Annotated in this window: 19 protein-coding genes, 4 tRNA genes and 2 pseudogenes; 18 read left to right on the plus strand and 7 right to left on the minus strand. The window is 71.3% G+C overall.

Annotation, left to right across the window (positions count from 1 at the left end; genetic code table 11):
* Positions 1-173 precede the first annotated feature (173 nt).
* The 7 genes from ACWDRR_RS33300 (at position 174) to ACWDRR_RS33330 (ending at position 3920) form a co-directional block, all read left to right on the plus strand.
* A complete protein-coding gene (locus tag ACWDRR_RS33300) occupies positions 174-797 on the plus strand; it encodes a hypothetical protein (RefSeq protein ID WP_449775988.1) in 624 nt (207 codons plus the stop codon).
* Positions 773-1549 (plus strand): Y-family DNA polymerase, encoded by a 777-nt coding sequence (locus ACWDRR_RS33305; protein ID WP_449775989.1) that lies wholly within the window; start codon positions 773-775, stop codon positions 1547-1549. Before ACWDRR_RS33300 ends, ACWDRR_RS33305 begins: the two co-directional genes overlap by 25 nt.
* A 290-nt stretch (positions 1550-1839) precedes the next feature.
* Positions 1840-2988: an ATP-binding protein gene (locus tag ACWDRR_RS33310; RefSeq protein ID WP_449775990.1), complete on the plus strand. Its 1149-nt coding sequence runs from the start codon at positions 1840-1842 to the stop codon at positions 2986-2988.
* A 566-nt stretch (positions 2989-3554) separates the two neighbouring features.
* Positions 3555-3628: transfer RNA gene (locus ACWDRR_RS33315), tRNA-Gln, on the plus strand.
* Positions 3629-3638: 10 nt separating this feature from the next.
* Positions 3639-3725: transfer RNA gene (locus ACWDRR_RS33320), tRNA-Ser, on the plus strand.
* A gap of 19 nt (positions 3726-3744) precedes the next feature.
* Positions 3745-3839, plus strand: a tRNA-Ser gene (locus ACWDRR_RS33325).
* A 1-nt stretch (position 3840) separates the two neighbouring features.
* Positions 3841-3920: transfer RNA gene (locus ACWDRR_RS33330), tRNA-Tyr, on the plus strand.
* 162 nt (positions 3921-4082) lie between these two features.
* Here the strand turns inward: ACWDRR_RS33330 and ACWDRR_RS33335 are convergent.
* From ACWDRR_RS33335 to ACWDRR_RS33345, 3 genes are all read right to left on the minus strand, one after another.
* Complete coding sequence (locus ACWDRR_RS33335; RefSeq protein ID WP_449775991.1) at positions 4083-5330, minus strand: tetratricopeptide repeat protein; 1248 nt, start codon at positions 5328-5330, stop codon at positions 4083-4085.
* 431 nt (positions 5331-5761) lie between these two features.
* Positions 5762-7042, minus strand: a complete 1281-nt coding sequence (locus tag ACWDRR_RS33340) for an SMI1/KNR4 family protein (protein WP_449775992.1) — start codon at positions 7040-7042, stop codon at positions 5762-5764.
* Positions 7043-7574: 532 nt separating this feature from the next.
* Positions 7575-7844, minus strand: coding sequence for a hypothetical protein (locus ACWDRR_RS33345; protein ID WP_449775993.1), 270 nt, complete (start codon positions 7842-7844; stop codon positions 7575-7577).
* 856 nt (positions 7845-8700) lie between these two features.
* Between ACWDRR_RS33345 and ACWDRR_RS33350 the strand changes: the two are divergent.
* From ACWDRR_RS33350 to ACWDRR_RS33370, 5 genes and pseudogenes are all read left to right on the plus strand, one after another.
* A pseudogene (locus tag ACWDRR_RS33350) lies at positions 8701-8898 on the plus strand (RHS repeat-associated core domain-containing protein); the annotation flags it as partial.
* Positions 8899-9134: 236 nt separating this feature from the next.
* The gene (locus tag ACWDRR_RS33355; protein ID WP_449776009.1) at positions 9135-10025 is read left to right on the plus strand and encodes a hypothetical protein; all 891 of its coding nucleotides are present in this window, start codon (positions 9135-9137) and stop codon (positions 10023-10025) included.
* A 238-nt stretch (positions 10026-10263) separates the two neighbouring features.
* Complete coding sequence (locus tag ACWDRR_RS33360; RefSeq protein WP_449775994.1) at positions 10264-11475, plus strand: hypothetical protein; 1212 nt, start codon at positions 10264-10266, stop codon at positions 11473-11475.
* A gap of 498 nt (positions 11476-11973) precedes the next feature.
* The gene (locus ACWDRR_RS33365; RefSeq protein ID WP_449776010.1) at positions 11974-12582 is read left to right on the plus strand and encodes a hypothetical protein; all 609 of its coding nucleotides are present in this window, start codon (positions 11974-11976) and stop codon (positions 12580-12582) included.
* Entirely contained in the window at positions 12501-12854 is a 354-nt protein-coding gene (locus ACWDRR_RS33370) for a hypothetical protein (protein ID WP_449776006.1), read from the plus strand. The genes ACWDRR_RS33365 and ACWDRR_RS33370 overlap by 82 nt, the downstream gene beginning before the upstream one ends.
* Positions 12855-13459: 605 nt before the next feature.
* Here ACWDRR_RS33370 and ACWDRR_RS33375 read toward each other — a convergent pair.
* Complete coding sequence (locus ACWDRR_RS33375; protein ID WP_449775995.1) at positions 13460-14182, minus strand: peptidase inhibitor family I36 protein; 723 nt, start codon at positions 14180-14182, stop codon at positions 13460-13462.
* A 251-nt stretch (positions 14183-14433) separates the two neighbouring features.
* Positions 14434-14556: a hypothetical protein gene (locus tag ACWDRR_RS33380; RefSeq protein ID WP_449775996.1), complete on the minus strand. Its 123-nt coding sequence runs from the start codon at positions 14554-14556 to the stop codon at positions 14434-14436.
* A gap of 522 nt (positions 14557-15078) precedes the next feature.
* Between ACWDRR_RS33380 and ACWDRR_RS33385 the strand changes: the two genes are divergently transcribed.
* Positions 15079-15543 (plus strand): hypothetical protein, encoded by a 465-nt coding sequence (locus tag ACWDRR_RS33385; protein WP_449775997.1) that lies wholly within the window; start codon positions 15079-15081, stop codon positions 15541-15543.
* Positions 15544-15700: 157 nt separating this feature from the next.
* Here the strand turns inward: ACWDRR_RS33385 and ACWDRR_RS33390 are convergent, their stop codons facing one another.
* On the minus strand, positions 15701-16573 hold the full coding sequence (locus ACWDRR_RS33390) for a hypothetical protein (RefSeq protein WP_449775998.1): 873 nt from the start codon (positions 16571-16573) through the stop codon (positions 15701-15703).
* Positions 16574-16798: 225 nt separating this feature from the next.
* Between ACWDRR_RS33390 and ACWDRR_RS33395 the strand changes: the two genes are divergently transcribed.
* The 4 genes from ACWDRR_RS33395 (at position 16799) to ACWDRR_RS33410 (ending at position 22415) form a co-directional block, all read left to right on the plus strand.
* Complete coding sequence (locus tag ACWDRR_RS33395; protein ID WP_449775999.1) at positions 16799-17128, plus strand: helix-turn-helix domain-containing protein; 330 nt, start codon at positions 16799-16801, stop codon at positions 17126-17128.
* A gap of 7 nt (positions 17129-17135) precedes the next feature.
* Positions 17136-19325: a hypothetical protein gene (locus ACWDRR_RS33400; protein WP_449776000.1), complete on the plus strand. Its 2190-nt coding sequence runs from the start codon at positions 17136-17138 to the stop codon at positions 19323-19325.
* Positions 19322-20053 carry a helix-turn-helix domain containing protein gene (locus tag ACWDRR_RS33405; protein WP_449776001.1) on the plus strand — a complete coding sequence of 244 codons (732 nt, stop codon included), beginning with the start codon at positions 19322-19324 and terminating at the stop codon, positions 20051-20053. Before ACWDRR_RS33400 ends, ACWDRR_RS33405 begins: the two co-directional genes overlap by 4 nt.
* 64 nt (positions 20054-20117) lie before the next feature.
* On the plus strand, positions 20118-22415 hold the full coding sequence (locus ACWDRR_RS33410; protein ID WP_449776002.1) for a Helicase associated domain protein: 2298 nt from the start codon (positions 20118-20120) through the stop codon (positions 22413-22415).
* 340 nt (positions 22416-22755) lie between these two features.
* Here ACWDRR_RS33410 and ACWDRR_RS33415 read toward each other — a convergent pair whose 3' ends face one another.
* Positions 22756-23004 (minus strand): hypothetical protein, encoded by a 249-nt coding sequence (locus ACWDRR_RS33415; protein WP_449776011.1) that lies wholly within the window; start codon positions 23002-23004, stop codon positions 22756-22758.
* Between the two features lie 16 nt (positions 23005-23020).
* On the opposite strand from ACWDRR_RS33415, the pseudogene ACWDRR_RS33420 reads away from it, so the two are divergent.
* A pseudogene (locus ACWDRR_RS33420) lies at positions 23021-24115 on the plus strand (ISL3 family transposase); the annotation flags it as partial.
* Positions 24116-24201 lie beyond the last annotated feature (86 nt).

A 24201-nucleotide genomic window follows, 5' to 3' on the forward strand; every position in this document is an offset into this window, starting at 1 on the left:
TCAAGATCATGTGTCAGAGGAAAGGTGGCGCTGTGCCGCGAGCGCGGAGCGCCGAACGGCTCATTCCATGGGTCCGTGACCTGGGGTAACGCGACCTGATCGAACGCGTGACCGAATAGTGCGAAAGCGGAATCGGGCTCGTTGCTTTCGATTGAATGTTTGATTCTGGGGGTGTGGAGGCAACATTCGCAGCGCTGGCACCCCAGCTCCAGCCGGTCCGGCCCGGGCCGCTGGTGCCGGTTCTTCCCGCCCTTGAGGACCTCCTGCCGGAGCGGGGGCTGCGCCCGGGCGCGGTGGTGTCGGTGACCGGCGGTGGTACCGCGTTGCTGATGGCTCTGGCGGCGGCCGCGACGTCGGCGGGTACCTGGTGCGCGGCGGTGGGCTTCGACGGGCTCGGCCTGCTCGGGGCTGCGGAGGTCGGTGTCGACCTGCGCCGGCTGGTGGTGGTCGAGGCGCCGCGCGAGCGGCGCCCGGAGGTGGCGCTCGCCCTGGCAGATGGCTTCGGCCTCCTGCTGCTGTGTGGCGGGCCGCCGCCCGGGCCGGTGGCCGAGCGCCTGGTCACCGTGGCGCGGCGCAGTGGGTGCGCGGTGGTGGTGGCCGGTGAGTGGCCGGGCGCGCGGTTGCGGGCGCGGCGACTGGTGGTGTCGGCGGGCGGTCGCGGCGCGGCGGCGCGCGAGCGGCGGGTCGAGCTGTGGCTGCCGGACGCGGACGGCGCGGTCCGGCCGGTCGAGGCGCCGGTCGCCGGGTCGGGCCGCTCCGCGGCGGCGTCCGCATGTGGCTCCCCGGTGGTGGTCTGAGGTGGCCGGGTGCGAGGACGTCCCGCGGGTGCTGGCCTGCTGGGAGCCGGACTGGCCGGTGGTGGCCGTGCTGGGTGGCGAGCCGGAGCCGGAGCGGCTGGTGGTCGTGGTCGAGCGTGCCCGGGATCCTCGCCGCGACGGGCGGGGCGCGGGCGGCCGGGGTGCGACGCGGGCAGAGGCTGCGCTCGGCCCAGGCCCTGGTGGCTGAGCTGGAGGTGTATGAACGCAGCGTCGACGGCGAGGCGAAGGCGTTCGAGTCGGTCGCGGACGCGGTGGGTGCGCTCGCCGCGCACCTGGAGGTTCTGCGGCCCGGTCTGCTGGCCGTGCCGGCCGCGGGCGCGGCGCGCTTCCACGGTGGGGAGGACGTTCTGGCGGAGCGGGTGGTCGACGCGGTCGAGGCGACCGGGCATCCGTGCCGGGTCGGTATCGCCGACGGTCTGTTGGCCGCGCAGCTCGCCGCCCGGCTGGCCCGGGCGGTCCCGGCGGGGGGACAGTGCTCGGTTCCTGGCGCCGTTCCCGGTGGCCGAGCTCGCGGACGCCGGGCTGGCGGACCTGCTGGGCCGGCTCGGCCTGCCGACCCTCGGCCGGTTCGCCGCGCTGCCCGCCGCCTCGGTGCCGAACCGGCAGCGCCCGCGGGCTGCAGGCACGGCCGGTGGTGGCCCGCCCACCTGGGGTGGACCTGTCGGTGGAGGAGCGCTTCGAAGAGCCCTGCACGGTCGCCGAACCGCTGGTGTTCGCCGCCCGCGGCCTAGCCGAGCGCCTGCACACGGGCCTCGCCGGCGCCGGGCTGGCATGCGACCGGGTCGAGGTCGAGGTCGACTGCGCCGACGACACCCCGCAGCTGCCCTGGACGGTGCCGCAGACGGCCCCCAGGGGGTCGAGACGGCATTGCGGCGGCAGCACGCGCCCCTCCCCGGCCGAGCGCTCCCGATTGCCCGTCAGGAGGCCGTCGGCAGCCGCACCAAACTGGCACTGACCTGGTGTTTTCGCGAGAATCCCCTAGGCTGGGGGAGCTATGTCGGACACTCTCGGAGGGGGCAGCATGAGCGAGGAATCCGCTGCGTACGACGCCAGCACGATCGTGGTTCTGGAGGGCCTGGAGGCGGTTCGGAAGCGGCCCGGGATGTACATCGGATCGGTCGGCGAACGCGGCCTTCATCAGCTGGTGTTCGAGGTCGCCGAGCGGGCGCTGGACGACATCCTCGCGGGCACCGCGAGCCGTGTCGGGATCACCCTAACCGCCGACGGCGGCGTCCGCGTCGCCGACGACGGCATGGGCCTGCCGGTCGAGCAAGCGGGCCACAACGACCGCCCTTCGCTGGAGACCCGGTTGGCCGTACTCGGCTGCGGGCGGCCTGTCGACCGGCGCTCGCTGTTCGGCGGCTACTGCGGTGTGGGACTGGCCGCCGTCAACGCACTGTCGAGCCGTCTGACGGCCGAGGTGCGGCGCGACGGCGCGCGCTGGGTGCTGGAGTACGAGCGAGGTGTGGCCGTCGCGCCGGCCGCCCGTACCGGACCGGCCGGCGGCAGCGGGACCGCGATCACCTTCCGGCCCGATGCCGAGATCTTCGAGACGTCGGCGTTCTCGTTCGACCCGCTGGCCGAGCGCTTCAGGGAACTCGCTTTCCTGAACCGGGACCTGGACATCGCCCTGACCGACGACCGCGACCCCGCGGTGCCCCGGGCCGTCCGTTTCCGCTTCCCCGGCGGCCCGAGGGACCACGTCGCCGAGCAGCGCAACCCCCTCCACCCGGACGTGATCGGCTTCGAACGCGAGTACTCCCGGATGGAGGGAACCGTCGAGGTGGCCCTCCTCTGGTGCGACTCCCCCGAGGAGCGCGTCGCGAGCTACGCCAACAGCCGGCCGACCACCGGCGGCGGCACACACGAGCTCGGCTTTCGTGACGGCCTGGCGGCCGCGATCAACACCTACGCCCGGGAGCAACGGCTGATCACCCCGTCCGACCCCGACTTCAGCCCCGCCCAGCTCGGCGCGGGCCTGACGGCGGTCGTGTCGGTAAAGCTCGACCGCCCCGAATTCGAAGGGGCCACCCGTGGCCGACTGGGTAACGGGCCCGTCCGCGCTTGCGTCGCCGACGCCGTCCACGAGCACCTGACCGCCTGGCTCCGCGCCAACCCGGCACAGGCATCGGTGGTTCTCGCCCGGATCTCGATGACCACCCATCGCTGACAGCGGCACACCGACGACGCCGAAGCCCAGGTCGGCAACGGTTCTCAGCCTGGGCTCCTCGGTGGGCGCAGACGGTCTCCCCACATCGAACCCCCTGGTCGTCGCGGGCACGTTGTCAGCGGTCCGAACAAGCTGCGCGTCGATCGGTCCCGCGTTCGGCGTCGCGGCCGCCGGCCCCACCTCTTGCCGCCGCCGGCTCTGACGTTTTGCAGATCCGGCGTCGCCGCCTGGGGTTCGAGTGACCTCCGCCGCCTGCGCATGGCCGTGCGGAGCACCAATGACCGGACGGGGGCCGCCGTTCTCGGGCACCACGTCGGGCCTGGCCACGATCCTGCGGGGCGGTAATCCGGTTGCCCGCACGCTCGGACGTGCCGCAGAGTAGGTACATCAACCCGACATCACCCGGAGAGGAACGTACGTCATGAGCAGCGGCCAGTCGTATCAGCGTTCCTCAGGCTCGCAGCAGAGCCAGGGAGATCCCTCCGGGCGGTAGACCGGCACCCGAAGTGCCTGGCCGTCCTCGGGGGTTCCCCTCGAAGGGCGGCTTTTCTCATGTCGCTTCGTAGTGCCGGATGGTGCAACTGGCAGCACGCCTGACTCTGGTTCAGGAGGTTCGGGGGTTCGAATCCTCGTCCGGCAGCGCAGGTTCTGGAGAGTTGGCCGAGTGGTAAGGCAGCGGCTTGGATCAAGCCGCAGTCGGGTTCACGCCCGCGCGAGTTCGATCCGCGCACTCTCCGCGCAGTACACGCAGTTCATGGAGGAGCCAGCCGACAGGTGGCGCCGGCCTCGGTCTTGAAAACCGTTGGGGTGCGTGAGCACCCGTGTGGGTTCGACCCCCACTTCCTCCGCCAAGGGCGAGCTGGGCATGGGAGAGCCCAAGGGTCTGTAACACCCCCGCTTCTGCTGTGACGGTTCGAATCCGTCCTCGCCCACCCTCCCCTCCGGCAGACCGGTCCGACCCGCCGTCGCGGTCCTCTTGAGGACGGCCCCGGTCTGGCGGTCCTCTCCCGGGTCGCCGTTCGATCGGGTCCGTGACGGCTGATCATGCTTCAGTGCCGTTCGGCGGAGGTTCGGGCACGCCGAAGGACCGGATGTCAGAACGGGGGATCGTCGTGCCGCGGGCCGGCGGTCGAATAGGCGGAGGTTCGGGCCCTGGTTTGCCGGAGGACGGCCACGGCGTCGTCGACGCGACCAAGGTCGATGAGGTGGCCGGCCAGGTCGTGACGGTTGGCCGATGTGTGCTGTTCGAGGACGGCGACGGCCTCCTTCGTGCGTCCGGCGTCGGCGAGCAGTCCAGCGATGTGCTGCGCCGCGTATGAGGTGGCGCCTTCGGGGTGGGCCCGGGCCCGGTCGACCGCCGCGTCGACCCCCTCGCTGGCGGCGATCAGCGGTAGCCGGACCCAGAACAGGTCCCATTCCTCGTCCCCTCCACGGGCTGAGGTGAGGGCGTCGAGGTGGGCCAGTCCTTCCTCGGGGCGGCCCTGGCCGGCGCAGAGTGTGGACAGGGCGTGGAGGATCCAGTCGTCGCCGCTGTGGGCATCAGCCAGTGCGCGCATGACGTCGATCGCCTCGTCGCCCCGGCCGTGGCGGGCGAGGAGCCATGCGAGCAGCGCCGCCGAGTGGGCCTGGTCCGCCTGCCGGTACACCGCGATCGCACCCTCCACATCGCCGCGTTCCTCCAACAGCTCGGCGAGCCGCTGCGCGGCGTGCCCCAGGCCGTCGTCCGCCGAGTAGGCGCGCAGTTCCTCAACGCGTCCGTGCCGGGCCAGCAGGTCGGTGAGCTGGTCGCGCCCGTGGAGGGAGGCTTCGGCGCGGTTGCGGAGCAAGGCGATCGCCTCCTCGACGCGTCCTTGGCGCTCGCGAATCGTTGCGAGCAGGCCGGTCGCGGTGTCGGCGTCGAGGCCGCGGCAGCACCACGGGAAGTCGGAGCACTGGTGGCCTGCCCGGATCCGGGCGGAGAGCAGCGCGGCGGCCTCCTCGTCACGACCGGCGCCCTCGGAGACGTCGACCAGGGCTTCGGCGTGGGACGAGTCGTCGACGTGCGGCCGCAACAGGGTGAAGGCCTCGTCGCCGCGGCCGTGCCGGGAGAGCAGCCGGGCGTAGGACTGCAGCGCCATCGGATGCCCTGCGGCCATCCGGGCCCGGAGGATCTCGATCGCCTCCCCAGCCCGGCCCCAGCCCTCCAGGAGTTCGGCGGTGTCCTCGACGGCCGTCCACCAGCCCGTGGAGAGGTACGGGTCGAGCACCGCGAGCGCCTCGTCGTGCCAGCCCTGCTCACCGAGCAGCCGCGCCCACTCCCGAGCGCAGAACCACTCTCCACGGCCCGCCCACCGCTCCACCACGTCGGCATGACCTTGTTCGAGAAGCCGGGAGACCAGATCCGGCGGAATGCAGCCGGACTGTGTCCGGGCCCGGTGGTCAAGATCAGTAGCGTCCACGGTGACGCACCATAGCCCCCACCCCTGACGCCCTGTTCCTACCGCCGACAGGACTCGGTCTACGGCCGCGGCAGCACGCCCTCACACCTGCCGCACACGATCATGCAGTGGCGCAGGCCAAGGCAACCCGCATGGCGACTCACACCGTGATGAGGATCCGCCAAGCCCCGGGTCTGGCAGGCGACTCACTCGCCTGTCCTGCCCGGAGCGGGAGGGGGCTCCGCCCCTTGAATCGGTGGGCTGCCAGTCGGCCGATCCAGGCCCGGTTCGGGGATCCCGGAGTAGTGCTCGCGGAGACCGGGTCCAGTGCTGACTCGGCGACGGTCGCGCGATGCCTATTCGCTCGTCAGGGTCCCGGAGATGCGCAAGGGCTCTCCGGTGGACAGGCCGAGTCGCCCCGCCCAGGACAACGCCTCGTCGCGAGAGGCGTCGCGTTCGACCAGGCGGGCGGCGGCCAAGGTGGCCGGCACCTTGTTCCCGTCCAGGAGGACGGCCCACTGGCGGGCGGTGAGGGCCAGGTAGCGCAGGGCCGGGAAGTCGGACAGGACGGTCAGGTTCTGGACCGCGGCCTGGGAGAGATCGAGACAGCGCAGGTTCGGGACGCTCCGCAGCGCAGTGATGTCGGTCGGGGAATCGGCGGCGAGGTCGAACGAGGCGAGGTGCCGGTGGCCGCTGAGTGGCGCGAGGCCGCCACCGTGCAACGTGACCGACAGGAACTCCACGGGCAGGGTTCGGACGGGGGACAGGTCCACGACGGGGCGGCGCTTGAGTTCGAGGCGCCGCAGGTGGCGGGCGGCGGTGAGCGGGGCGAGATCCATGGGCCCGGCGGGGGCACGGACTTGGATCAGCACGGCCTGGAGGCCGGGTGGGACATCACCGGGTATGCCGACGGTACGCAGCTCGGGATCGGAGCCGGCCCCGCAGGTGTCTTCCACGAACTCGATGTAGCCGACTTCGTCCTCCTCCACCCCATAGGCGCCCTGGTCCATGAGTTCCAGAAAGCGGCCCAGGAGGGAGGTGACCGAGTCGGCGACGTGGAGCGGCCCCTCGTCGTAGTCCCGGCCGATCTGTATCACCTGTCCCTGACGTCCGGCCCGGGCAGGAGACATGTCGACCGCCAGGTAGTTGCCGTCGTCGGCGGTGGCGAACGGGAGCCAGGCCGGGTGCTCGCGGCAGCGCCGCACCGTGTCGGGCGGGTCGGCGTCCAGGACGACCGTGTCCCAGGCGATCTCCCAGCCGGTCCACACCGGCTCCCGCAGCCTGGCGTTGGCGACGACCAACTGGTCCAGCGACATCCACCCGAGGTTGCCGAACAGGCCACAGGCGTCGTCCCCGCTGCCGTCAGCGACCAGGTACAACGCTCGCAGATCGTCCGGCAGGGGCCGGCCGATCCGGCGCTCGGCATCATCCAGGGCCGCCTCCGTCACGGGCGGAGGCAGCGTCTCGGCGAACCCCAGGACCTCGGAACGCCGCCTCAGGTAGTCGCGCAGCCGGGCGACCGCCAGATCCGCGTCACCCGCCGGGGCGGCCGTGCCCTCCTCCTGAGCGAATCCCGGACAGGACGGCCGGTAGCCGTCGTCCAGGACGGCCAGGAAGCCCGGACGTTCACCCTGCACACGCGCGACAACGTCCCGGGACGCCACCAGCGTGAACTCCCCGGACGGTCGGCACCGAACCTCCAGCCTGGTGTGCACCCAGCCGCGGGCCGTGCCCACCGCAGACGTCACATCGTCCAAGTCCTGGAAGGTTCCAGTCGGGTGTATCGGCCGCCCGGCCGCGCCGGCGACGGTGTACCTCCCCGACACACCGAGCCCGAGCAAGCCCTGAGAGCTGACCAGCAGCGCCTCCGTCCACCCCCCAGGAGCCGCCGCCGCGATGGTCCTGGCCACCCGCGCGACACTCTTCTCCACCATCTCAGCCATGCCCTGCTCCGCTTCCATCGAGACTGTCGATGATCATCGCAGGACGGCATGACAGAGCAGCGCGCAACCTCCCGGCCAGGGCCCCGCCGGCGTCGGGGCGTGCGCTACAGAGTCGACTGGCCGTCCCTGTTGGGCCATGGGCTGTTCTCTCCTCGGGCAGTCGGGGCTGATGGTGGGGTCAGGTGATGCGGTGTTCCCGACGGAGCTGGGGCTTCTCGCCGATCCACTAGGTGTGCGCTCGGGGGGTGATCTGGAGGCGGACGTCGGTGATGGCGGGCTGTCCGGCGTCGCGCCAGGCGGCGATGGTGTCCTCGACCGCGTCCCACAGGGCGCCGGGGCCGCCCTGGCGGACGGTCCAGGTGCCGTCGGCCTCGGTGAGTTCGGTGAACGACTCCCGCGCGGTGTCGAAGAGGTAGGTTCGTGCGTCACCGTCGGCGGTGGTGGTGCGGACGAGCTGCGCGCCGGGCGCGGCGAGCTGGGTGAGGAACGCGGGCATCCACTCGGTGAGCAGCCCCGGGCCGCAGGGCCAGTCGAGCCTCAGCTACAACGCCGACGGACTCCTCACCTCTCGCACCAACGCGACCGGCACGGCGACCTTCGACTACGACAGTGCGGGCCGCATGAAGTCCTTCGCGGACCCGCTCACCGGGGGGACGCTCGGCTACACCTACTACCCGTCCGGGGCCGTTCAGTCCATCAGCTACGGCACCGGCACCACGCGTTCGTTCACCTACGACGGCAAGCAGAACCTGGCGAGTGACACCCTTAGCACCTCCGGCGCCACCAAGGCATCCCTCACCTACGGCTACTACGCCTCCGGCCGGCTGAAGACCCAGAACACCACCGGCCTCGCCGGAACCGCCAGCGCCAGCTTCACCTACGACCAGGCCGGCCGGCTGTCCGGTTGGAACAAGGGCGTCGCCACCACCGCCTACGGCTACGACGACTACGGCAACCTCACCAAGTCGGGTGCCACGACGGCGACCTACAACCAGCGCAACCAACTCGTCACCGCCGGCGAGAACACCTACACGTTCACCCCGCGCGGCACCAGGTCCTCCGTCACCAATGGCGGCATCACCACCAGCGCCGGCTACAACGCTTTCAACGAACTCGTCATCCAGGGTGGTCGGACCTACGCCTATGACGCCCTGGGCCGACTGGCCACCACGGTGGGCCGCTCCTTCGGCTACGACGACACGACCAACCACCTCGTCTCCGACGGCACGGAAAGCTACAGCCGCACACCCGACGGAGGCCTGGTCGCCACCGGCGCGGCCGGCAGTGCCGCCTTCACCTACAGCAACCGCCACGGCGACCTGGTCGGCACCTTCACCGCCAACGGCGCCACCATGGCGAGCTCCGCGGCGTACGATCCGTGGGGTAAGCCGGACGGCGGCACCGGAACAGGCAGCAAGATCGGCTACCAGGGCGGCTGGACCGACCCGACCAGCGGCCAGGTCAGCACGGCCAGCCGCTGGTACGACCCCGCCACCGCCGAGTTCACCAGCCGCGACTCCGCATCCCTGTCCACCGCCACCTCCTCAGCCGCCAACCTCTACGCCTACGCCAACGGCGACCCGATGAACGCGGCCGACACCAGCGGTCACCGCTCCTGCACCCCGATCCCGGTGCCGGTCCCTCGGGGCGGCGGGCCCGGCAACGACAACGACGACGGGCCTACGCCCCCGCGCAGTCAGCACCCCCCAGCGCTGCACCGGCGCCCCGGGGCGCTCCCGCCCCGGACTACGGCCTGGCGGCCCGCCAGGAATTCGACCTGCAACGGATGCTCGAGAAGGACCGCCTCGACAACGTCATCAACGCGTACGTGGGCGGCTCGCAGCCTTCGTATTACGGTCCGGGGTGGCAGTACACCGCCCCGTTCACCGGGCCCGCAATCGGGGATCTGTTCGGAGGCGTGGCGTGGGGGGAGATCTTCGCCGGGATTGGCCTCATCGCGGAGCCGTTCGCCCGCAACAGCTGCGACACCCCGACCGGGCACCGGAACACCACCAATACCAGCTCCAACACGTCGACCCCGCCCCGCCCGAAGCCGGTCGACCCCCACAAGGTCGCCCCCACACCGTGCACGACCTGCTTCACCCCGACGCCGGAGGGGAACGTCCTCAACGGACCGCAGCTCGGTCCGACGCAGCAGGGCATCGCAGCGCAGCTCGATCTCGACCCTGCAACGCTGCAGCAGATGGCCGCCACCGAGGCCGCGATCCTGCAAGGTTCCACCCAGACCTTCGACTTCTCCGGCAACAGCAACAAGGAGGCCGAGGGGTGCCCAGCGGCAGGGGTGGTCGACTATTGGGAGCGTGACGCCGCCAATGGAAAGCGGGCGACCGGGGTGGAAGCATGCCTGACCGTGGCGAGCATCAAGAACGGAAGTGCAGCACAGCAAAGAGGGGTTCCCGGCTACAGGTGGGCACAGAAACTGGCGACCGGCGACCTCGGAGCGGGCGATGCGAAGTATTCCGTGAACGCGTGCCACCTTCTGGGAGACCAGTTGGGCGGAACGGGAAGGCTTGCTGACTTGGCGACCTGTGGCAGGTCGACGAACGCGGCCAGGCAGGACATCTACGACCCTGGCCGCGACGGTCCGATGACCGCCTTCGAGAACCTCGTAAGACAGGAGGTGGAGGCCGGTCAGCAGGTGCTCTACCGTGTGTAGCCCAAGTACGAGGGGAATCGGACCGTGCCCTACGCCTTCGCCATGGAGGCCTTGAGCACAACCGGCCATCTGGAACTGAGCATCGTTCCGAACGTCATATACAACCGGCACACGGGTGCCTGGGTGAACATCGGCCTGACCTCGTGCTCGTCGTGCTCGGACCCATTGCCGACGCCGGGGGTCCGCTGACGTGGCCGGGCCGGACCCGACTGAAGGGGAAGAAGGTATGCATCCAGCAGTGCGATCTCTCATCGGAATGATGCCGCCACACGATGGCTCCGGTGACGTCGTCGACTGGGATTCGGTTGAGGAGGCCCTCGGCGCGTCGCTGCCGAGTGACTTCCGGGACTTCGTCGCCGTCTACGGTGCGGGGTCGATCGACGACCAGGTGGAGATCGCCTCACTTGAGGCGGGGGAGTCCGACCGTGTGGACATCCCGACCATGACACTGCGTGCGTCCAGCGAGCGATGGATCGAGGAGACCGGATCCGACTACCCGCTCTGGCCGGAGCCGGGATCCCTCATCGGCTGGGGCCGGCTGAAGAGCTACGGGCAGACGTACGGATTCCTCTATTGGCGGTCGGCAGGGCCTGATCCGGACCGGTGGCCGGTGGTGGTCTGGAAGCGCGGCGGTGAGGGATTCGTCGAACATCCCTACGGCATGGCGGAGTTCCTGGTGCGCACCCTTCAGGAAGCGGGTTCACTGCCCCTGGAACGACGCGACGTGTTCGGCGCCCCCCACTCCAGATTCGTCCATCAGCGGGAGGAGGAGCGGCTGAATGCCGAGGGCATCGATCCTTGGGAGTACCTGGACGACCTGCACGAGGAACTGGACGACCCGGCCAATGACGTTGCCGTGGAGATCACGAGTCCGGGCGGGGGAAGCACCGCCTACCGGCGCGACGAGGTCCCGGCCGAGTTGTCGGCGGACCTGGCGCGACTGAAGGAACACAGGACGGCGGCCGGCCATCACAACTTCAGGGCGGTCCAGCCGGAGGTGTCGGCGGTTGAGGTTCCGCAACTGGCGTTTCTCGGCATTGGCCTGCGTGACGGAACTCTTTCCATCACAGCCTCGATCGCCCTGGGTTCGCCGGATTGCGGGCCGCTGCTGCTCTCCGCACCGTTTCGTCTGTCCGTGCGGGCCTCCGGCCCACAGGGGGAGGAGGAAGTCTCGGTCGCGGAAGTGCCCACCGTGCCCACCGGTGCCCTGGCTGTACCGGACCACGTCGAGATCACGAAGGACCGCCCGTACACGTTCTCGGTGGACGTGCCGGCTTCCGAGCCGCTCTGGGGGCGGTACCGGCAACTGCTGGATCGAACGTCCGACGGTGCCTCGCTGGTCATGAGCATCACCGACGAGGGCGTCGGCGCCTTCCGTACGGCGGCCAAAGTCGCGGCACCTCCAGGCTCGGAGAACACGCTTCTCGCCGCCTGGCCCCCACGGGCGTAATCGTTCTCGGAACGCGGATCCGTAGCCCCCAGTGCCCTTGCGTATGACCCTTGGGCAAGCGGGTCGGTCCAGCCGCCCAGATAGCCGGATCGGCGATCTGGGCGGCTGGACCGACCCGGCCAGCGGCCAGGCGAGCACGGCCAGTCGCTGGTATGACCCCGCCACCCCAGAGTTCACCACTGACGTTGTCTGCGGGGGGCGGGTCGGTGTCTGCGGTTCGGGGGGAGAGGTGGAGGACTTCGGTCGGGCAGGGTCGCTGGCCGGGGCCGGGGCGGGGTTCGCCCGTGCCGGCTCTGGTGCCGTGGGCGGGTACCGACGAACCAGAAGGCGGTGGACGTCCCGTCGGGCCTTGCTCGGTTCGATCGGGGGGTGGTTGCGGGCGTGGGATGCTGGCTCGCATGGTTGACGCTCCCGACGCCGGCACCGACGCCGACGCCGATGTCCTTGGGTAGGGCTTGGTCGTTCGCGGCCGCGCGTGTGCCGGCGGAGTGCCCCGCAGTGGAGGTTGAAGGCGTGCCCGGTGTTGAGCATGCCGGGGGCCTGGGCCGTACCCTGTGCGGGATCCGCGGCCGCTACCTGACACTCTTCCTGCACCACTTCCGGCCCCGCGCGTTGGCCTCGTGCCGCAATTGCCGAACGCTGGCCGAGGCGGCCCCGCCGGGGCCGTGCGGGCAGGAACGCCTGCACGACCTGCTCCTCCAGGAGGCCGACGACGGACCGCTGCGCACGGACCTGCTCGCCGCGCTGCGCCGGGGCGCGCGGATCGCGATCTGGATCACCGGCCCGGTGAAGGACCTCACCCGCTTCCATTCGCGGATCGACCGGATGACGGAGGAGGCCGGCCCGGTTGCCGAGGCACTCGCGGCGGCCGGGACCTCCATCACGCTGGCCCGCGTCGAGGATGCCGACCGGCAGTACCTCGTCGTCCTGCCGCCCGACGGCCATGCCCGCATCGCGCGTGGGGCGGTGGCTGTCTCTCCCGCGGCTTCGCTCACGCCCGCGTCTGGGCCGTACTCCACGGGCACCTGGCCGTCCCGGCGGCCGCGAAGCTCGACGGCCACGGTGTCGGCGCCTGGATGGGCCGTCAGCGCAGGAACCCCAAACTGACGGCAGCCCAGGACGCGAAGCTGACCGCGTTGGACGAGCTGTGGCGGATCGAGCCGGACTGGAACAGGTCGTACCGGCGCTTGCTCGTCTACCTCGCCGCCGGCGGCACCCTCACCGGCCCCGCCAACCGCACCGGCGGCGAGGCGGACCCGACTTTCCGCCCCGGTGCGTGGCTGCGCAAGCAGGCGGGGGCCCGCGCCGGCGGGAAGCTCAGCGTCCAGCAGACCGTGCTCCTGGACTCGCTGGCCGCCGCCGAGCAGGCCGGCACCTGAATCGACTCGGCCGCCGTCCCGTCCCGGCCAGCCCGCCGTCCCGTCCCGGCTCGCTGCTGCCCGTCGGCCCGTTGCCGTTCGGTCCGCCGTCGCTGGCTCGCCGCGGCGCCACGTTGCCCGGCCCGGCCGTCCGTCCTGGCCGGTGCCCGCCAGCTGTTCCCGGCGTTCTCGCGTAGCCGGGGGGTCTGCTTGGCGAGGCGGCGCTGTCGCAGAGCGGCCGCTGGGCCGGCCCGGCTTCTCCCGGTGCGCCTGCCGGGCCGTCACTCGGCCAGGCTCGCCTGCCGCCTGCGGCCTTCCGCTTTCGGCTGCGCGTGCTCGGCCCTGCTCCGGCCGTTGTCCCGTCTCGCCGTCGGCCGCTGGCGGCCCGGCCCTGCTGCTCCGGCCTGCCCGTTCGTTCGCCTGGCTGTCGCTCGGCTGGGTCGAGCGCGGCCTGCCCGGACTCGGCGACCAGTGGGTCGCGGTGTCAGACGGCTACTTCATCGGCGACCCCACCACCCACAACGCCCTCATGCACGACACCCCGGCACAGGCCGCCCACACCGTCCGGCTCGCCCACCTCCACAACTTGTAGCCGGACCATCTGAGCGCTGGCCGCCGTTCGAGTCCTACAGCGACATCGACGCGTAGGGGGCCTCGGATCGGTGACCTCGCCATGTTCCTTCCGCGGGGCGGGTCGCCTGTGCCTGGACTCCGCAGCCGCTAGGTGGGACAGGGCCGTGACGGATACCGAGGACGGGGCGCCGATCGAGGCGATGTGGCGGGTGAACGATCTGACGCGTGGATACCTCGCCCAGGACCGAGTCCTGGTGGAGGGATGCCTCACCGGGGCGGCCGCCGACGTGCTGGATCCCCTTGTTGGCCCGTCCCGGGCCGGGCCGGCGTCGTGCTGGGGAGCCCGTGTGGGCTGGTCGGGCGCCGCAGGGGGTGTCGTTGATCTTCAGTGAGTGGGTGATGTCGTTGAGCTGGTACGAGCGCGGGTCGTTGATGGTGCCTCCGTCGCGTCCCACGCACACGTGCCGGCCGATGTAGTTGTCCTTCTGGTAGACCTGTGCGGTGCGGCCGTTGTTGTTGATCACCGAGCTTCCCGCTCTCCGGATGTAGTCCGGCAGGTGTCGCTCGCTCCCGTCGACGGCCCGCTCGACGCAGGGCCGGCCGACGAAGTCGATGTCGGGGCAGACGCGCACGAACCCGTGGGGCACGCGATCGTGTCCCGGTGCTGCGCGGGGGCCGTTGCGGTGCCCGGGACGGCCTGGGCCGGCGTAGGCGAGCACCGCGGCCAGCGCCACGGTGGTGGCGGCGAGCGTCGTGCGGACACGCGTGGTGCGCATGTGGGTTCCTTCGATGGTTCCTCGGGCGGCGGGGCGCTGGTGTACCCGGACCGGGCCGGCCGGGGCCTGGGCGCCTGTGGGGGGTGTTCTCCGGACGGATCGGTTCTGCAAGCGGCCGACCGCCGGGGATGCACCCGAAGGAGTCAAGCAGCGGCCCGCCGGCCACACCACCGCCGTTCCGCGGTGGTGTGGCCGGAGCAGCGGTTGAGGCCGGCACCTGGCCCTCGTTGTGCCTGCGGACCAGCCGGCGGTCAGGGTGCGATGAGGATCATGGGGGCGGAGGAGGTGGACCGGCCCTCCACGCGGACGTTGTGGCCGAAGCCGGTCAGGGCGCTGACGACGAGGGTGATGGCGTGCGCGGCGTGCTGGCCCATCCTCCTGGCGATCCATGCCTTCACCGACGCCAACGACCAGGACGCCCTGCCCCTGCTGCGCCTGGCACTCGATCGAGGCCTCGCCGACGGTGGCCCGGTCCGGCCGCCCGGGTGAGGACGAGGACGGCCGGGTGAGGATGAGGACGGCCGGGCGCCGCTCGCCCGCTCGCGTACTCGGCGGCCGGCTGGGTGCTTTCTGCGGACGCTACAGATGGCTCCTACCACCTCTCACCTGACGCGAACGTGTAGGCCGATCGCACGATCTGGAAGCCCGACCTGTTGTGAGCAGCAGCAAGGACGCTCCACGGCATCTACGGCCTCAAGGAGCATCTGGTGGGACGGGGTCATCGGCTGACCTGCGGTGGGTAGTTCATCGACAGGGTGGTGAGTTTCGGTCAGGAGCGCCGGCGCCGGTGGGAGCGAGCTCTTCCGCCGGTGGCACCCGGTCCTCATCGTCCACCTGCCCGACCACCTCCACCGCACCGTTGCCGCCGCCGAGCAGGACGACGTCGACTCGGTGGGGTGGTGCCTGCCCGGTATGCCGCCGGGGGCAGCGACATCGGGTCGCTCACCGCCGGGGACACGCCCGGTCAGGCCTTCGGCACCGGGACACCGTCCGGGGCCTGGGCGACGCCCGAGGCGGAGCCCGGGGCTCTGGGCATCCGTGAGCTGCCCGAGGAGGCGAAGTCCTCAAGCGCCAAGTCCGGGTCCGGGTCCGGGTCCGGGGCGAAGAAGAAGCAGGATCGTGACGCGAAGGGTGGCAAGGCCAAGGGCGGCGAGACCGATGCCGGCGGGGGAGCCGCGGCAGCTGTTGCCTTCGCCCGGGGGCAGATCGGCAAGCCGTGCGCGTGGGGCGCCATCGTGCCCGGCTCCTTCGACTGCTCGGGGCCGGTGATGCGCGCATGGCGGGCCGGCGGGGTGGCACTGCCGCGCACAAGATCACCTGGCGCGGGACAACCACCGGCGCTCCATCGCGGCCCGATGTGACGGAGCGCCGTAGTCTGCGATTGATCGTTTAGAACCCGCTGGTCGGCGCGGTGGCGGTGCATCGTGGTTTGCGAAACCGGAGCACGACACCTTGTGAGGCGGGGCCGTCCGAGTGTGGCGGCCGTCCCGCCGTTGGACTGCGCGGCCGGGTGCATCGTCAGCTTTCGGCTTGGCCGGGTTCTTCCGCTTCGGTGGGGATGGTCCAGCGCATCAGGGTGGTGGTGCCGGCCTGTTCCAGGGTGACCGCGTAGACCTGGTCCCAGGCACGTTCGCCACGGTGGCGCATGGAATGGTCCCCGGGGTCCCAGCCCAGGCCCAGGACCTGGCATCCGTCGATCTCGATCCGCCCGGCCGACAGGGGGTGGATCTGACCGGCCCGGTCGAGCAGGTGGAAGTGGCTGTGCGCGTCCACGGAGACCATCAGACCGGCGCGGGGCCCCCAGCTCCGGATCCGGTCGGCGAACTCGTGGGCTTCGCGCAGCGGAAGGTCGAGCCGCCCGTAGGGACCCTGGCCGCCGTACTGGGGTGTCCGTTCGCCGTCGAAGCGAGCGTGGGCGTCGTCCGCGTACTTCCCCCAGTAGGTGACGTCGGCGAGTCCGTCGACGGATTCACCGTTCAGTCCGACGAACGAGTCCAGGGCGCGCGCGTCCCCGAGGACCATGCCGCACCGGTCGACCGGCAGGTCGCCGAGCCGGATCGGCGACCTGCCACGGTTGCTCGGCCAGGGCAGGCCGAGGTCGACCTCCAGGACGGAGACCACCGGCCCGTCGTAGGAAACCCACGGTTTGGCGCGCACCTTCAACGGCCGGTCGGCGGCGGCCGGCACCGCGACCGCCTCGCACCACCAATCGCTGCTGGGCCCGTCCGCAGGCTCGTGGAAGTGGCCGCCCCCGAACCCTGCCGCGGCCAGCGCCCGCACGGACAGCGGATCGCCGGTTTCGGACCACTGGTCGATCGAGCCGGCCATCCCCAGTACCAGCACACCGGACGGCGCGGTGACGACTCCCAGGTCGACGGAGGTCTCACTCATCCGCCGATTCAACCAGGTGCGGATCGGGTGGCTCACGGGGCCCTCGCGGCCATGCGGGTTCACCAAGCTCCTCGTGCGACCACGGAGTCGCAAACCAACATGCTCCATTCGCAAACCGCCGTGCTCCGTCACCATCCGATGTGGTCATGATGCGATGTGTGTGCGATTGATAGTGTTGCGATAGATGCGGTTCTATGTGCTACTTTTCTTGGGTGGAGGTATGTGATGAGTGAGATCTTCGCGGCGGTCGACGCGCTGCTGGCCAAGGCCAGGGACGGTGGGGACCTGCCGGAGCCCGCTGAACGGGAGCGGCTGCGTAAGGCGGCCGGCCTGACCCAGGTGGAGGTGGCCGCGGCCCTGGAGACCCGGCGGGAGACGTTCGCCAAGTGGGAGGCCGGCGCCGCCCAACCGCGGGCTCCGAAGCGCGGCGCGTACGCGTTCCTGCTCGCGGGCCTGGCCGACATCCACGGCACCCGGGGCTCGGACGGCTGGCTCACCCTCGCCCGCCGGGCCCGCCCCCTCGACACCGACCAGCCCGCCACCGAGGGGGAGTGACCCGCTGATGGACCGTAAGACGTACACCGCCGAGCTCGTCGGACTGCGCGAGCTGCGTGGCGAGATCGCGGCGGCCGAGAAGGTCGTCGCGGCCGCGCGGAAGGAACTGGACAAGCTCACCGCCCAGCGCTCGCGTCGGGTGGCCGGGCTCGCGGGGTACGAGGGAGCGAAGGCCGATGCCATCGCGAAGGCCTCGGGCCTGCCGATCGGTGACGTGGTGCGGATCGCCCCGCTGCTGGACCCGACCCCGGCCGCCGTCCGCGAGGCCCGGACCGCCGGCGAGACCCCGGCCGTGCAGGCCGTACCGGTCGCCCCGGCCGTGCCGCGGGCCGCACCGCAGCCGGCCGCCGTCGCCCCCGCGATGACCCTCCGGCCGGACCCGGCCCCGGCCGAGCCCGCCGCGGTGGTCGAGCCCGTCGGCCATACCGACGCCGCCCCGGGACCGGTCGCCACTCCCATGCCGGCCGAAGCCCTGGTCGCACCGCGGCCCACCGCCACCGTGCCCGCCGAGCAGGCGCGAGTACTGCCGGAGATCCCGCAGGGCCCGGCCGGTGACGCCTTCGCGGCCGTCACCTCCGGCCTGGTCTCCAACCGCCCCCGCTTCGAGCAGCAGTCCCGGGCGACGGTGTTCCTGGACACCGCCATCGGCGAGCTGGTGGTCCGCGACCACACGCTGCGCCTGGCCCTCGGCGCCAGGACGCCGGGCGAGATCCTGGACGCCGTCCTCGCCGCCGCGCCCGGCACCGAGCGGATCTACGTCACGGCCGGTGCGCCGTGGCACGACGGCGCTGAGCGGTACTCCACCCTCAAGGACGCCGTGGCGGCCTGGCTCAACGCCCCGAGTGAGCGGTGGACGACCGCGACCGGCCGGGGCAAGGACAAGCTCGCCGGGCACTTCATCCACCAGCGCCAGCCCGTCGGCCGCTACGCCCCTACCGTGCAGCCGGACGGCGACATGGTCGAGATCCGCTCCATCGGGGAGTGGTTCGACGCGGACGGCGCCGATGTCGTCACCTGCCGGGACGCTTTTCGGCTGCTGTGGCAGGCGCTGCGCCGGCACTGGGACGACGCCGTGCTGATGGGCTCCCCGTCGCAGACGGGCCGGGACCTGTGGACGCGCACCATCCCGACGAAGGGGAAGTGGGCCGGCGGCTACCCGGTCATGTCCGAGGAACTGCGGGGCCTGCTGCACGCCACCGGCGGGCAGGGGCGCACCGAGCTGATCCTGCCGCCGAGGGTGCCCGCCGAACTGCCGCGCCTGGTGGAGTTCGACGCGACGTTCGCGTACGGCAAGCAGACCTGGAAGTCGGGGGTGGGCGCCCCTGAGCGGATCACCGCCCGGCGCTTCGCGGCGATGGACGAGAAGGCGCGGGCGAAGGCCCTGATGTCCTGCTCGCACTGGCACATCAGGGTCACCGTCCCCGCCGGGTGGGAGCACGTCGGGCTGCTGCCCGCGCCGGTGCCGGGGGAGAAGGCGTGGGAGTACCCGGCCGTCGGTGGCGTCACGTTCACCACCTGGGCCGGGGGAGCGGAGGTCCACCTCGCCCTGTCCAACCACCTGATGCCGTGGAAGGTCGAGGTGCTGGACGGCCTGGTCTGGGAGGACGGCAAGCCGCTCGACGACTGGGGCAAGAAGCTCAAGGCCGCGTGGGCGGACCTGGCCAACCTCTCGAAGCTGCACGGGGACGAGCGGCAGCGGCTGGCGGCCTACCTCGCCTCCCGGGCGGTCCGCTCGATCCTGCTGTTCGGGATCGGCGCTTTCGCGCAGCGTCCCCGGATGGTCGGCGGTTCCACGCCGGTGGGCGAGCCGCTTCCGGCGGGGGTGGAGATCCTCGGTCAGGACGGGGGCCTGGTGACCTGGCAGCGCAGCACCGGGTTCTCCCGCGACCCGAACGCGCACCCCGAGTGGGCCGCCCGTGTCTGGTCGGGGGCCCGGGCCGCGCTGCTGTCCATGCGGATGCGCGAGGACGACGTCCACGTCGGCGCCCTCCACCTGCCCGCGCGGAGCATCGTCGCGTTCCGCACCGACGCCATCTACACCACCGCGGACGTCACCTGGCCCTACCACGGCCAGCCGGGCGAGTTCCTGAAGAAGGGCGACCTGCCCGGGCCCGTCGCGCCGCCTGCCACGGTGGAGGACCTGATGGCACTGCGCGACCTGGGCCGCACCCACTACACCCAGGGAGGCGACCAGTGAGCCCGGGAACGCCGCAGGACCCGAACGAGGCCGCGCGTCTGACCCAGGAGCTGATCGACCAGGGCTACACCAGGCGCCAGGTCGCCAGGATGCTCGGCCGCGACGCCTCCCTCGTCAGCCAGTTCTTCACCAAGGGCAAGGGCGCCGCGTTCGTCGGAGCCCTGCGCCAGATGGTGCGGGCCGTGCGGGGCGGCGAGCGCGACGAGGAGGCGCTGGCCGGCATCGCCGAGGCGAACACCACCCGCCGCCGGACCAGGACGGGGCAGAAGGCGCGGGTACGGGGCAAGGACGTGATCGGGACCGCGGGCGGGTCGATGGCCGGCCGGGCCGGGAAGCAGGCCATCAAGACCGGCGCCGCACACCTGGCCACCGTGATCCACGCCGCCGCGGCCGCCGACGGGCGGGTCGCCCTGACGGTGCGGATGCGCGCCCGCTACTTCACCCTGTCCGCCGGGTCGAAGCAGGACTCGGCGGGCATCCGGCGCGGCGTCGTCCCGCGCGCGGACGGCACCGAGGAGCGTACCTACGGCTCCTCCGCCACCGGCGGCTTCCCCGCCACCGAATGGTCCCGCCGGGTCGCCGACTCCCACGGCGACGTCGTCCACGCCGTGCAGACCTGGCTGATCGAGACCGGCCGCGCCGTCCCCGAGGCGGAGATCGTCTACCTGGAGATCCGCACCTGGACCCCGGACGGCCACCAGAGATCCGAAGTCCTCATCAACCAGTAGCAGCCCACCCGCCCCGCACCACTCACTCCCTGCACGACCGGGCAGAACAGGAGACACCTCCGCCGTGGACACCACGACCACCACCGCCATCGAGGACATCCCGGCCGCGTTGCCCGTCCAGGCCGAGCCGCCCGCCATCGTGAACCCGCTGCCGCTGCACTGGTTCCAGAAGGACGCCGTCGCGGCCGCGGTGCGCGAGGTGAAGGACGGTGGCCGCGCCACCGTCGTCGCGGCCACCGGCTCGGGCAAGACGCTGATCGCCGCCGGCTGCGCCCGGCGCCTGGCCGCCAGGGGCCGGGTACTGGTGCTGGTGCCGACGATCGAGCTGCTGGAGCAGACCGCCGAAGCGTGGTCGCTGCGGGGCGGGCGCCGCGGGCTGGCAGTGGCGGCGTGCTCGCGCGAGGAGGCACTGGAGAGCGCGGAAGCCGGCGGTCGCGTTCACGCCCAGGTCACCACCCAGGCGGCCCGGATCACCGACCTGGTCACCGCTGAGAAGGTGGGTGAGCCGGTCACCGTGTACGCCACCTACGCGAGCCTGGAGCGGATCGTCCAGGCCCACCGCGACTTCGCCCTCCCGGCCTGGGACCTGGTGGTCATCGACGAGGCGCACCGCACGGCCGGCGCCGAGGGCAAGGCGTGGGCCGCAGTCCACGCCGACGACCAGGTCCCGGCGAAGCGCCGGCTGTACTTCACCGCGACCCCGCGGATCGCCGACGACCGGCGCGCGAAGGACGGCCTGGCCGACCTCACCGACGCCGACGGCCAGGCGCTGCCCGTGCTCTGCTCCATGGACTCGGAGGAGATCTACGGCAAGACCTGCTTCACCTGGACGCTCGGACAGGGCATCGAGCACGGCTACCTCGCCGACTACCGCGTCCTGGTCCCCGTCGTCACCGACGAGGACCTACGCGAACTGCTCAACCTCCCAGCCGTCGCCGACCTCCGCTCCCAGCGCACCAACGAGGAACTGCTACGCCTGGCCCTCCAGATCGCCGTGCTGCGCGCGGTCGCCGACCTCGGCCTGCGCCGGGTCATCACGTTCCACTCCCGGGTGTCGGCGGCGCGGGAGTTCGCGAGCACCCTGCTGGAGGCCTCGGAGCTGCTGGAGGACGCGGAGCGCCCGGAGCGGATCTGGGCGAAGGCCGTGGCCGGCACGGACCGTCTCAAGGACTGCCGCGCCGCGTTCGCCGACTTCAAGGCCCACACCGGCGAGGACGGCGAGGAGTGCGGCATCCTGTGCAACAGCCGACTCCTGACGGAAGGAATCGACGTCGCCGCCGTGGACGCCATCTGCTTCGCGGACCCGAAGTCGTCGGTCGTCGACATCGTCCAGGCCGTCGGCCGAGCGCTGCGCCAGACCTACCGCCAGGGCAAGGTCTCCTGGGTCATCATCCCGGTCTACCTCCCCACGCCGGAGGTCGGCGACGACACCGCCGCCGCGCACCCGGCCGAGGTCCACGACGCCGGCGAGGCCGTGAAGGCCGAGGCCGACGCCGAGATCGAGGCCAGCTCGTTCCGCACGATCTGGCGGGTCCTGCGCGCCCTCGCTGCGCACGACGCCCGGGTGGTCGGCCGGATCACCGAACTGCGCGCCTCCCGCTCGCAGGGCACCGCGCACACCACCGCCGCCAAGCCCGCCGAGGCCGGGGAGGGCGAGCAGCAGCCGGCCCCGGTCGAGTCGCCGATCGAGTGGCTCAAGATCAACGCCCGGCAGCACGCCGCCCGAATCCTCCAGACCGTCAAGCTCCGCGCCTTCAACCCGCGCGCGGTCGAGTGGCAGCGGATGCACGCCGTCGCGGCGGTCTTCCACCTCCAGCACGGCCACCTCGACCCCACCGACAAGGCCAAGCACGCGGAGCTGATCTCCTGGCTCACCCGCCAGCGCCACCTGAAAGGCCAGGGCCTGCTCGACCCGGCCCGGGTCAGCGAGCTGGACGCGCTCGGCATGATCTGGTCGAAGAACGCCAACGCCTGGGAACGCGGCGCCGCCTACGCCGCCGCCTTCCACCACCAGCACGGCCACCTCGCGATCCCGGCGACCGCGAAGCTGGACGACTACGCGGTGGGAGCGTGGATGCGCCGCCAGCGCAAGGCCGACAACCTCACCAAGGACCAGACCGTCAAGCTGAACGCGCTGGACGAGCTGTGGCGCCTGGAGCCGGACTGGAACCGCTCCTACCGCCGCCTGCTCTCCTACCTCGCCGCCGGCGGCACCCTCGACGGCCCGGTGAATCGCACCGGTGGGGAGGTGGACCCGGCGTTCCGGCCCGGCACGTGGCTGTGCAAGCAGGACAAGGCCCGCACCGAGGGCAAGCTGACCGAGCAGCAGACCGCGCTCCTGGACGCACTTTGTGGCCGTTGATGACGCTCTCGCAAGGCCTGCGTTCGCAATGGGTTGAGGCCTACGCCGCCGGCAGCACCCTCAGCCTCGCCTGACCTTGTTGGCCTGAGGCTCCCAGGATCCCTGGGCTGCGCGGGAGCGGAGGCCAGGCCGAATTGCCCCTCTATCGTGATTTTCACACCTGGCAGGGAATTTAACGAGAGGGTGTGTCGTCACTTTCCTTGCGAGCTCCATGTTTTGAAGAAGTCAAGCGCGTCATCAAGGCTTGTGATGCCTAGTAATGCAAGTGCAGATATGGTGATTCCGAACATTGTTGTCCAGTATGTCGCCCATGAAATACTCCCCTTATTGGCTTCGCTGCTCAGATGCTTCGAGATGCCCCCAGGAGGAACATTGGGGCGAGAAGCAGGATTGCCATCACTACTGTTTCACCCAATGACTCTGGCTTATCGATCCCCTGGGAAGCCATAACCTTTCCTGTCAGGAACAGTCCGGCAATAAACCCCAGGATGTACCAGATAATAGCCGCGTCAGGTTCGCCTCCGCTTCCACCCACATTTCCGCCCTCGCTTCCATCCTCGTCTCCGCCGTCATCATCCGGTTCAGTCATCACACGCTCCCGATTCCACGCCAGCCCCGACGGTTCGTGTGGAGGTGCCGTGCTGGTCGACGTCGAGACCCGCAGGCCGGTGGACCTCCTGCCTGATCGCGAGGCGGGCACGGTCGCGGCCTGGCTGGCCGGGCACTCGGGGGTCGAGGTCGTCTGCCGTGACCGTGCCCCGTTCTTCGCGGAGGGTGCCAGGATCGGGGCGCCCACTGCGGTTCAGGTCGCGGACCGGTTCCACCTGTGGCGCAACCTCGGCGAGGCGGCTGAGCGGTGCGTCTCCCGGCACCGCTCGTGCCTCCGCGCGACCTTCGCCGCGCCGGTGCCGGAGAAGGCTCCGGCACCGGCCGAGAGCGGGTCGCCGTGGCCCACCGGGCACCGGTTCGCCGACCGCACCCGCGCCAAGCACGCCACGGTCCACGCACTACTGGCCGCCGGCCACAGCCGACGCTCGATCCAGCGACAGCTCGGCATGACCTATCGCACCGTCCAACGGCTGGCAGAGGCCGCGAGACCGAAAGACCTGTTCCAGGGGCAGTGGCAGAACCGCAGGACCAAGCTCGACGACTTCAAGGCCCACCTGCACGAGCGATGGGCCGAAGGCTGCGCGAACGCCTGGACCCTCTGGGAGGAGATCAAGGCACACGGCTACACGGGCGGCTACGGAGCCGTCCGCGCCTACCTCCAGCCGTTCCGCACAACCCCGACCGCACCGGCCGCCCGTCCACCGTCCCCGCGCACGGTCACCGGCTGGATCCTGACCCACCCCGACACCCTGCCGGAGAGCGAGCGCCTGAAGCTCAAGTCCGTCCTTGCCGACTGCCCCGAACTGGACGCGCTCACCGGGCACGTCCGCGCGTTCGGGAAGATGCTCACCCAGCTCCAGGGCGACCAGCTCCCGCAATGGATCAAGGCGGTCCGCGCTGACGATCTGCCCAGCCTCCACGCATTCGTCAATGGCCTCGAACGCGATCTCGCCGCCGTCACCGCCGGTCTCACACTGCCGTGGAGCTCCGGCGTAGTCGAAGGCCACGTCAACCGAATCAAAATGATCAAGCGCCAGATGTACGGCCGGGCTGGCTTCGACCTACTACGGAAGCGAGTCCTGCTGGCCTGACAGTGATGATGTTCGTGGTGATGTCGTCGGTGGGTCTGACCCGTGGCCTGACTGACGTCTCGACTGTCCTGTTTGGGATTTGTCGG

Source organism: Kitasatospora sp. NPDC003701 (genome assembly GCF_053587085.1).

What these genes read in the sequence shown, in the direction of transcription:
- ACWDRR_RS33395 (WP_449775999.1), top strand. Translation starts at nt 16,799, where the DNA reads ATGAGTGAGATCTTCGCGGCGGTCGACGCGCTGCTGGCCAAGGCCAGG.
- ACWDRR_RS33400 (WP_449776000.1), top strand. Translation starts at nt 17,136, where the DNA reads ATGGACCGTAAGACGTACACCGCCGAGCTCGTCGGACTGCGCGAGCTG.
- ACWDRR_RS33390 (WP_449775998.1), bottom strand. Translation starts at nt 16,573, where the DNA reads ATGAGTGAGACCTCCGTCGACCTGGGAGTCGTCACCGCGCCGTCCGGT.
- ACWDRR_RS33345 (WP_449775993.1), bottom strand. Translation starts at nt 7,844, where the DNA reads ATGCCCGCGTTCCTCACCCAGCTCGCCGCGCCCGGCGCGCAGCTCGTC.
- ACWDRR_RS33310 (WP_449775990.1), top strand. Translation starts at nt 1,840, where the DNA reads ATGAGCGAGGAATCCGCTGCGTACGACGCCAGCACGATCGTGGTTCTG.
- ACWDRR_RS33305 (WP_449775989.1), top strand. Translation starts at nt 773, where the DNA reads ATGTGGCTCCCCGGTGGTGGTCTGAGGTGGCCGGGTGCGAGGACGTCC.
- ACWDRR_RS33375 (WP_449775995.1), bottom strand. Translation starts at nt 14,182, where the DNA reads ATGCGCACCACGCGTGTCCGCACGACGCTCGCCGCCACCACCGTGGCG.
- ACWDRR_RS33355 (WP_449776009.1), top strand. Translation starts at nt 9,135, where the DNA reads ATGCTCGAGAAGGACCGCCTCGACAACGTCATCAACGCGTACGTGGGC.
- ACWDRR_RS33415 (WP_449776011.1), bottom strand. Translation starts at nt 23,004, where the DNA reads ATGACTGAACCGGATGATGACGGCGGAGACGAGGATGGAAGCGAGGGC.
- ACWDRR_RS33380 (WP_449775996.1), bottom strand. Translation starts at nt 14,556, where the DNA reads ATGGGCCAGCACGCCGCGCACGCCATCACCCTCGTCGTCAGCGCCCTG.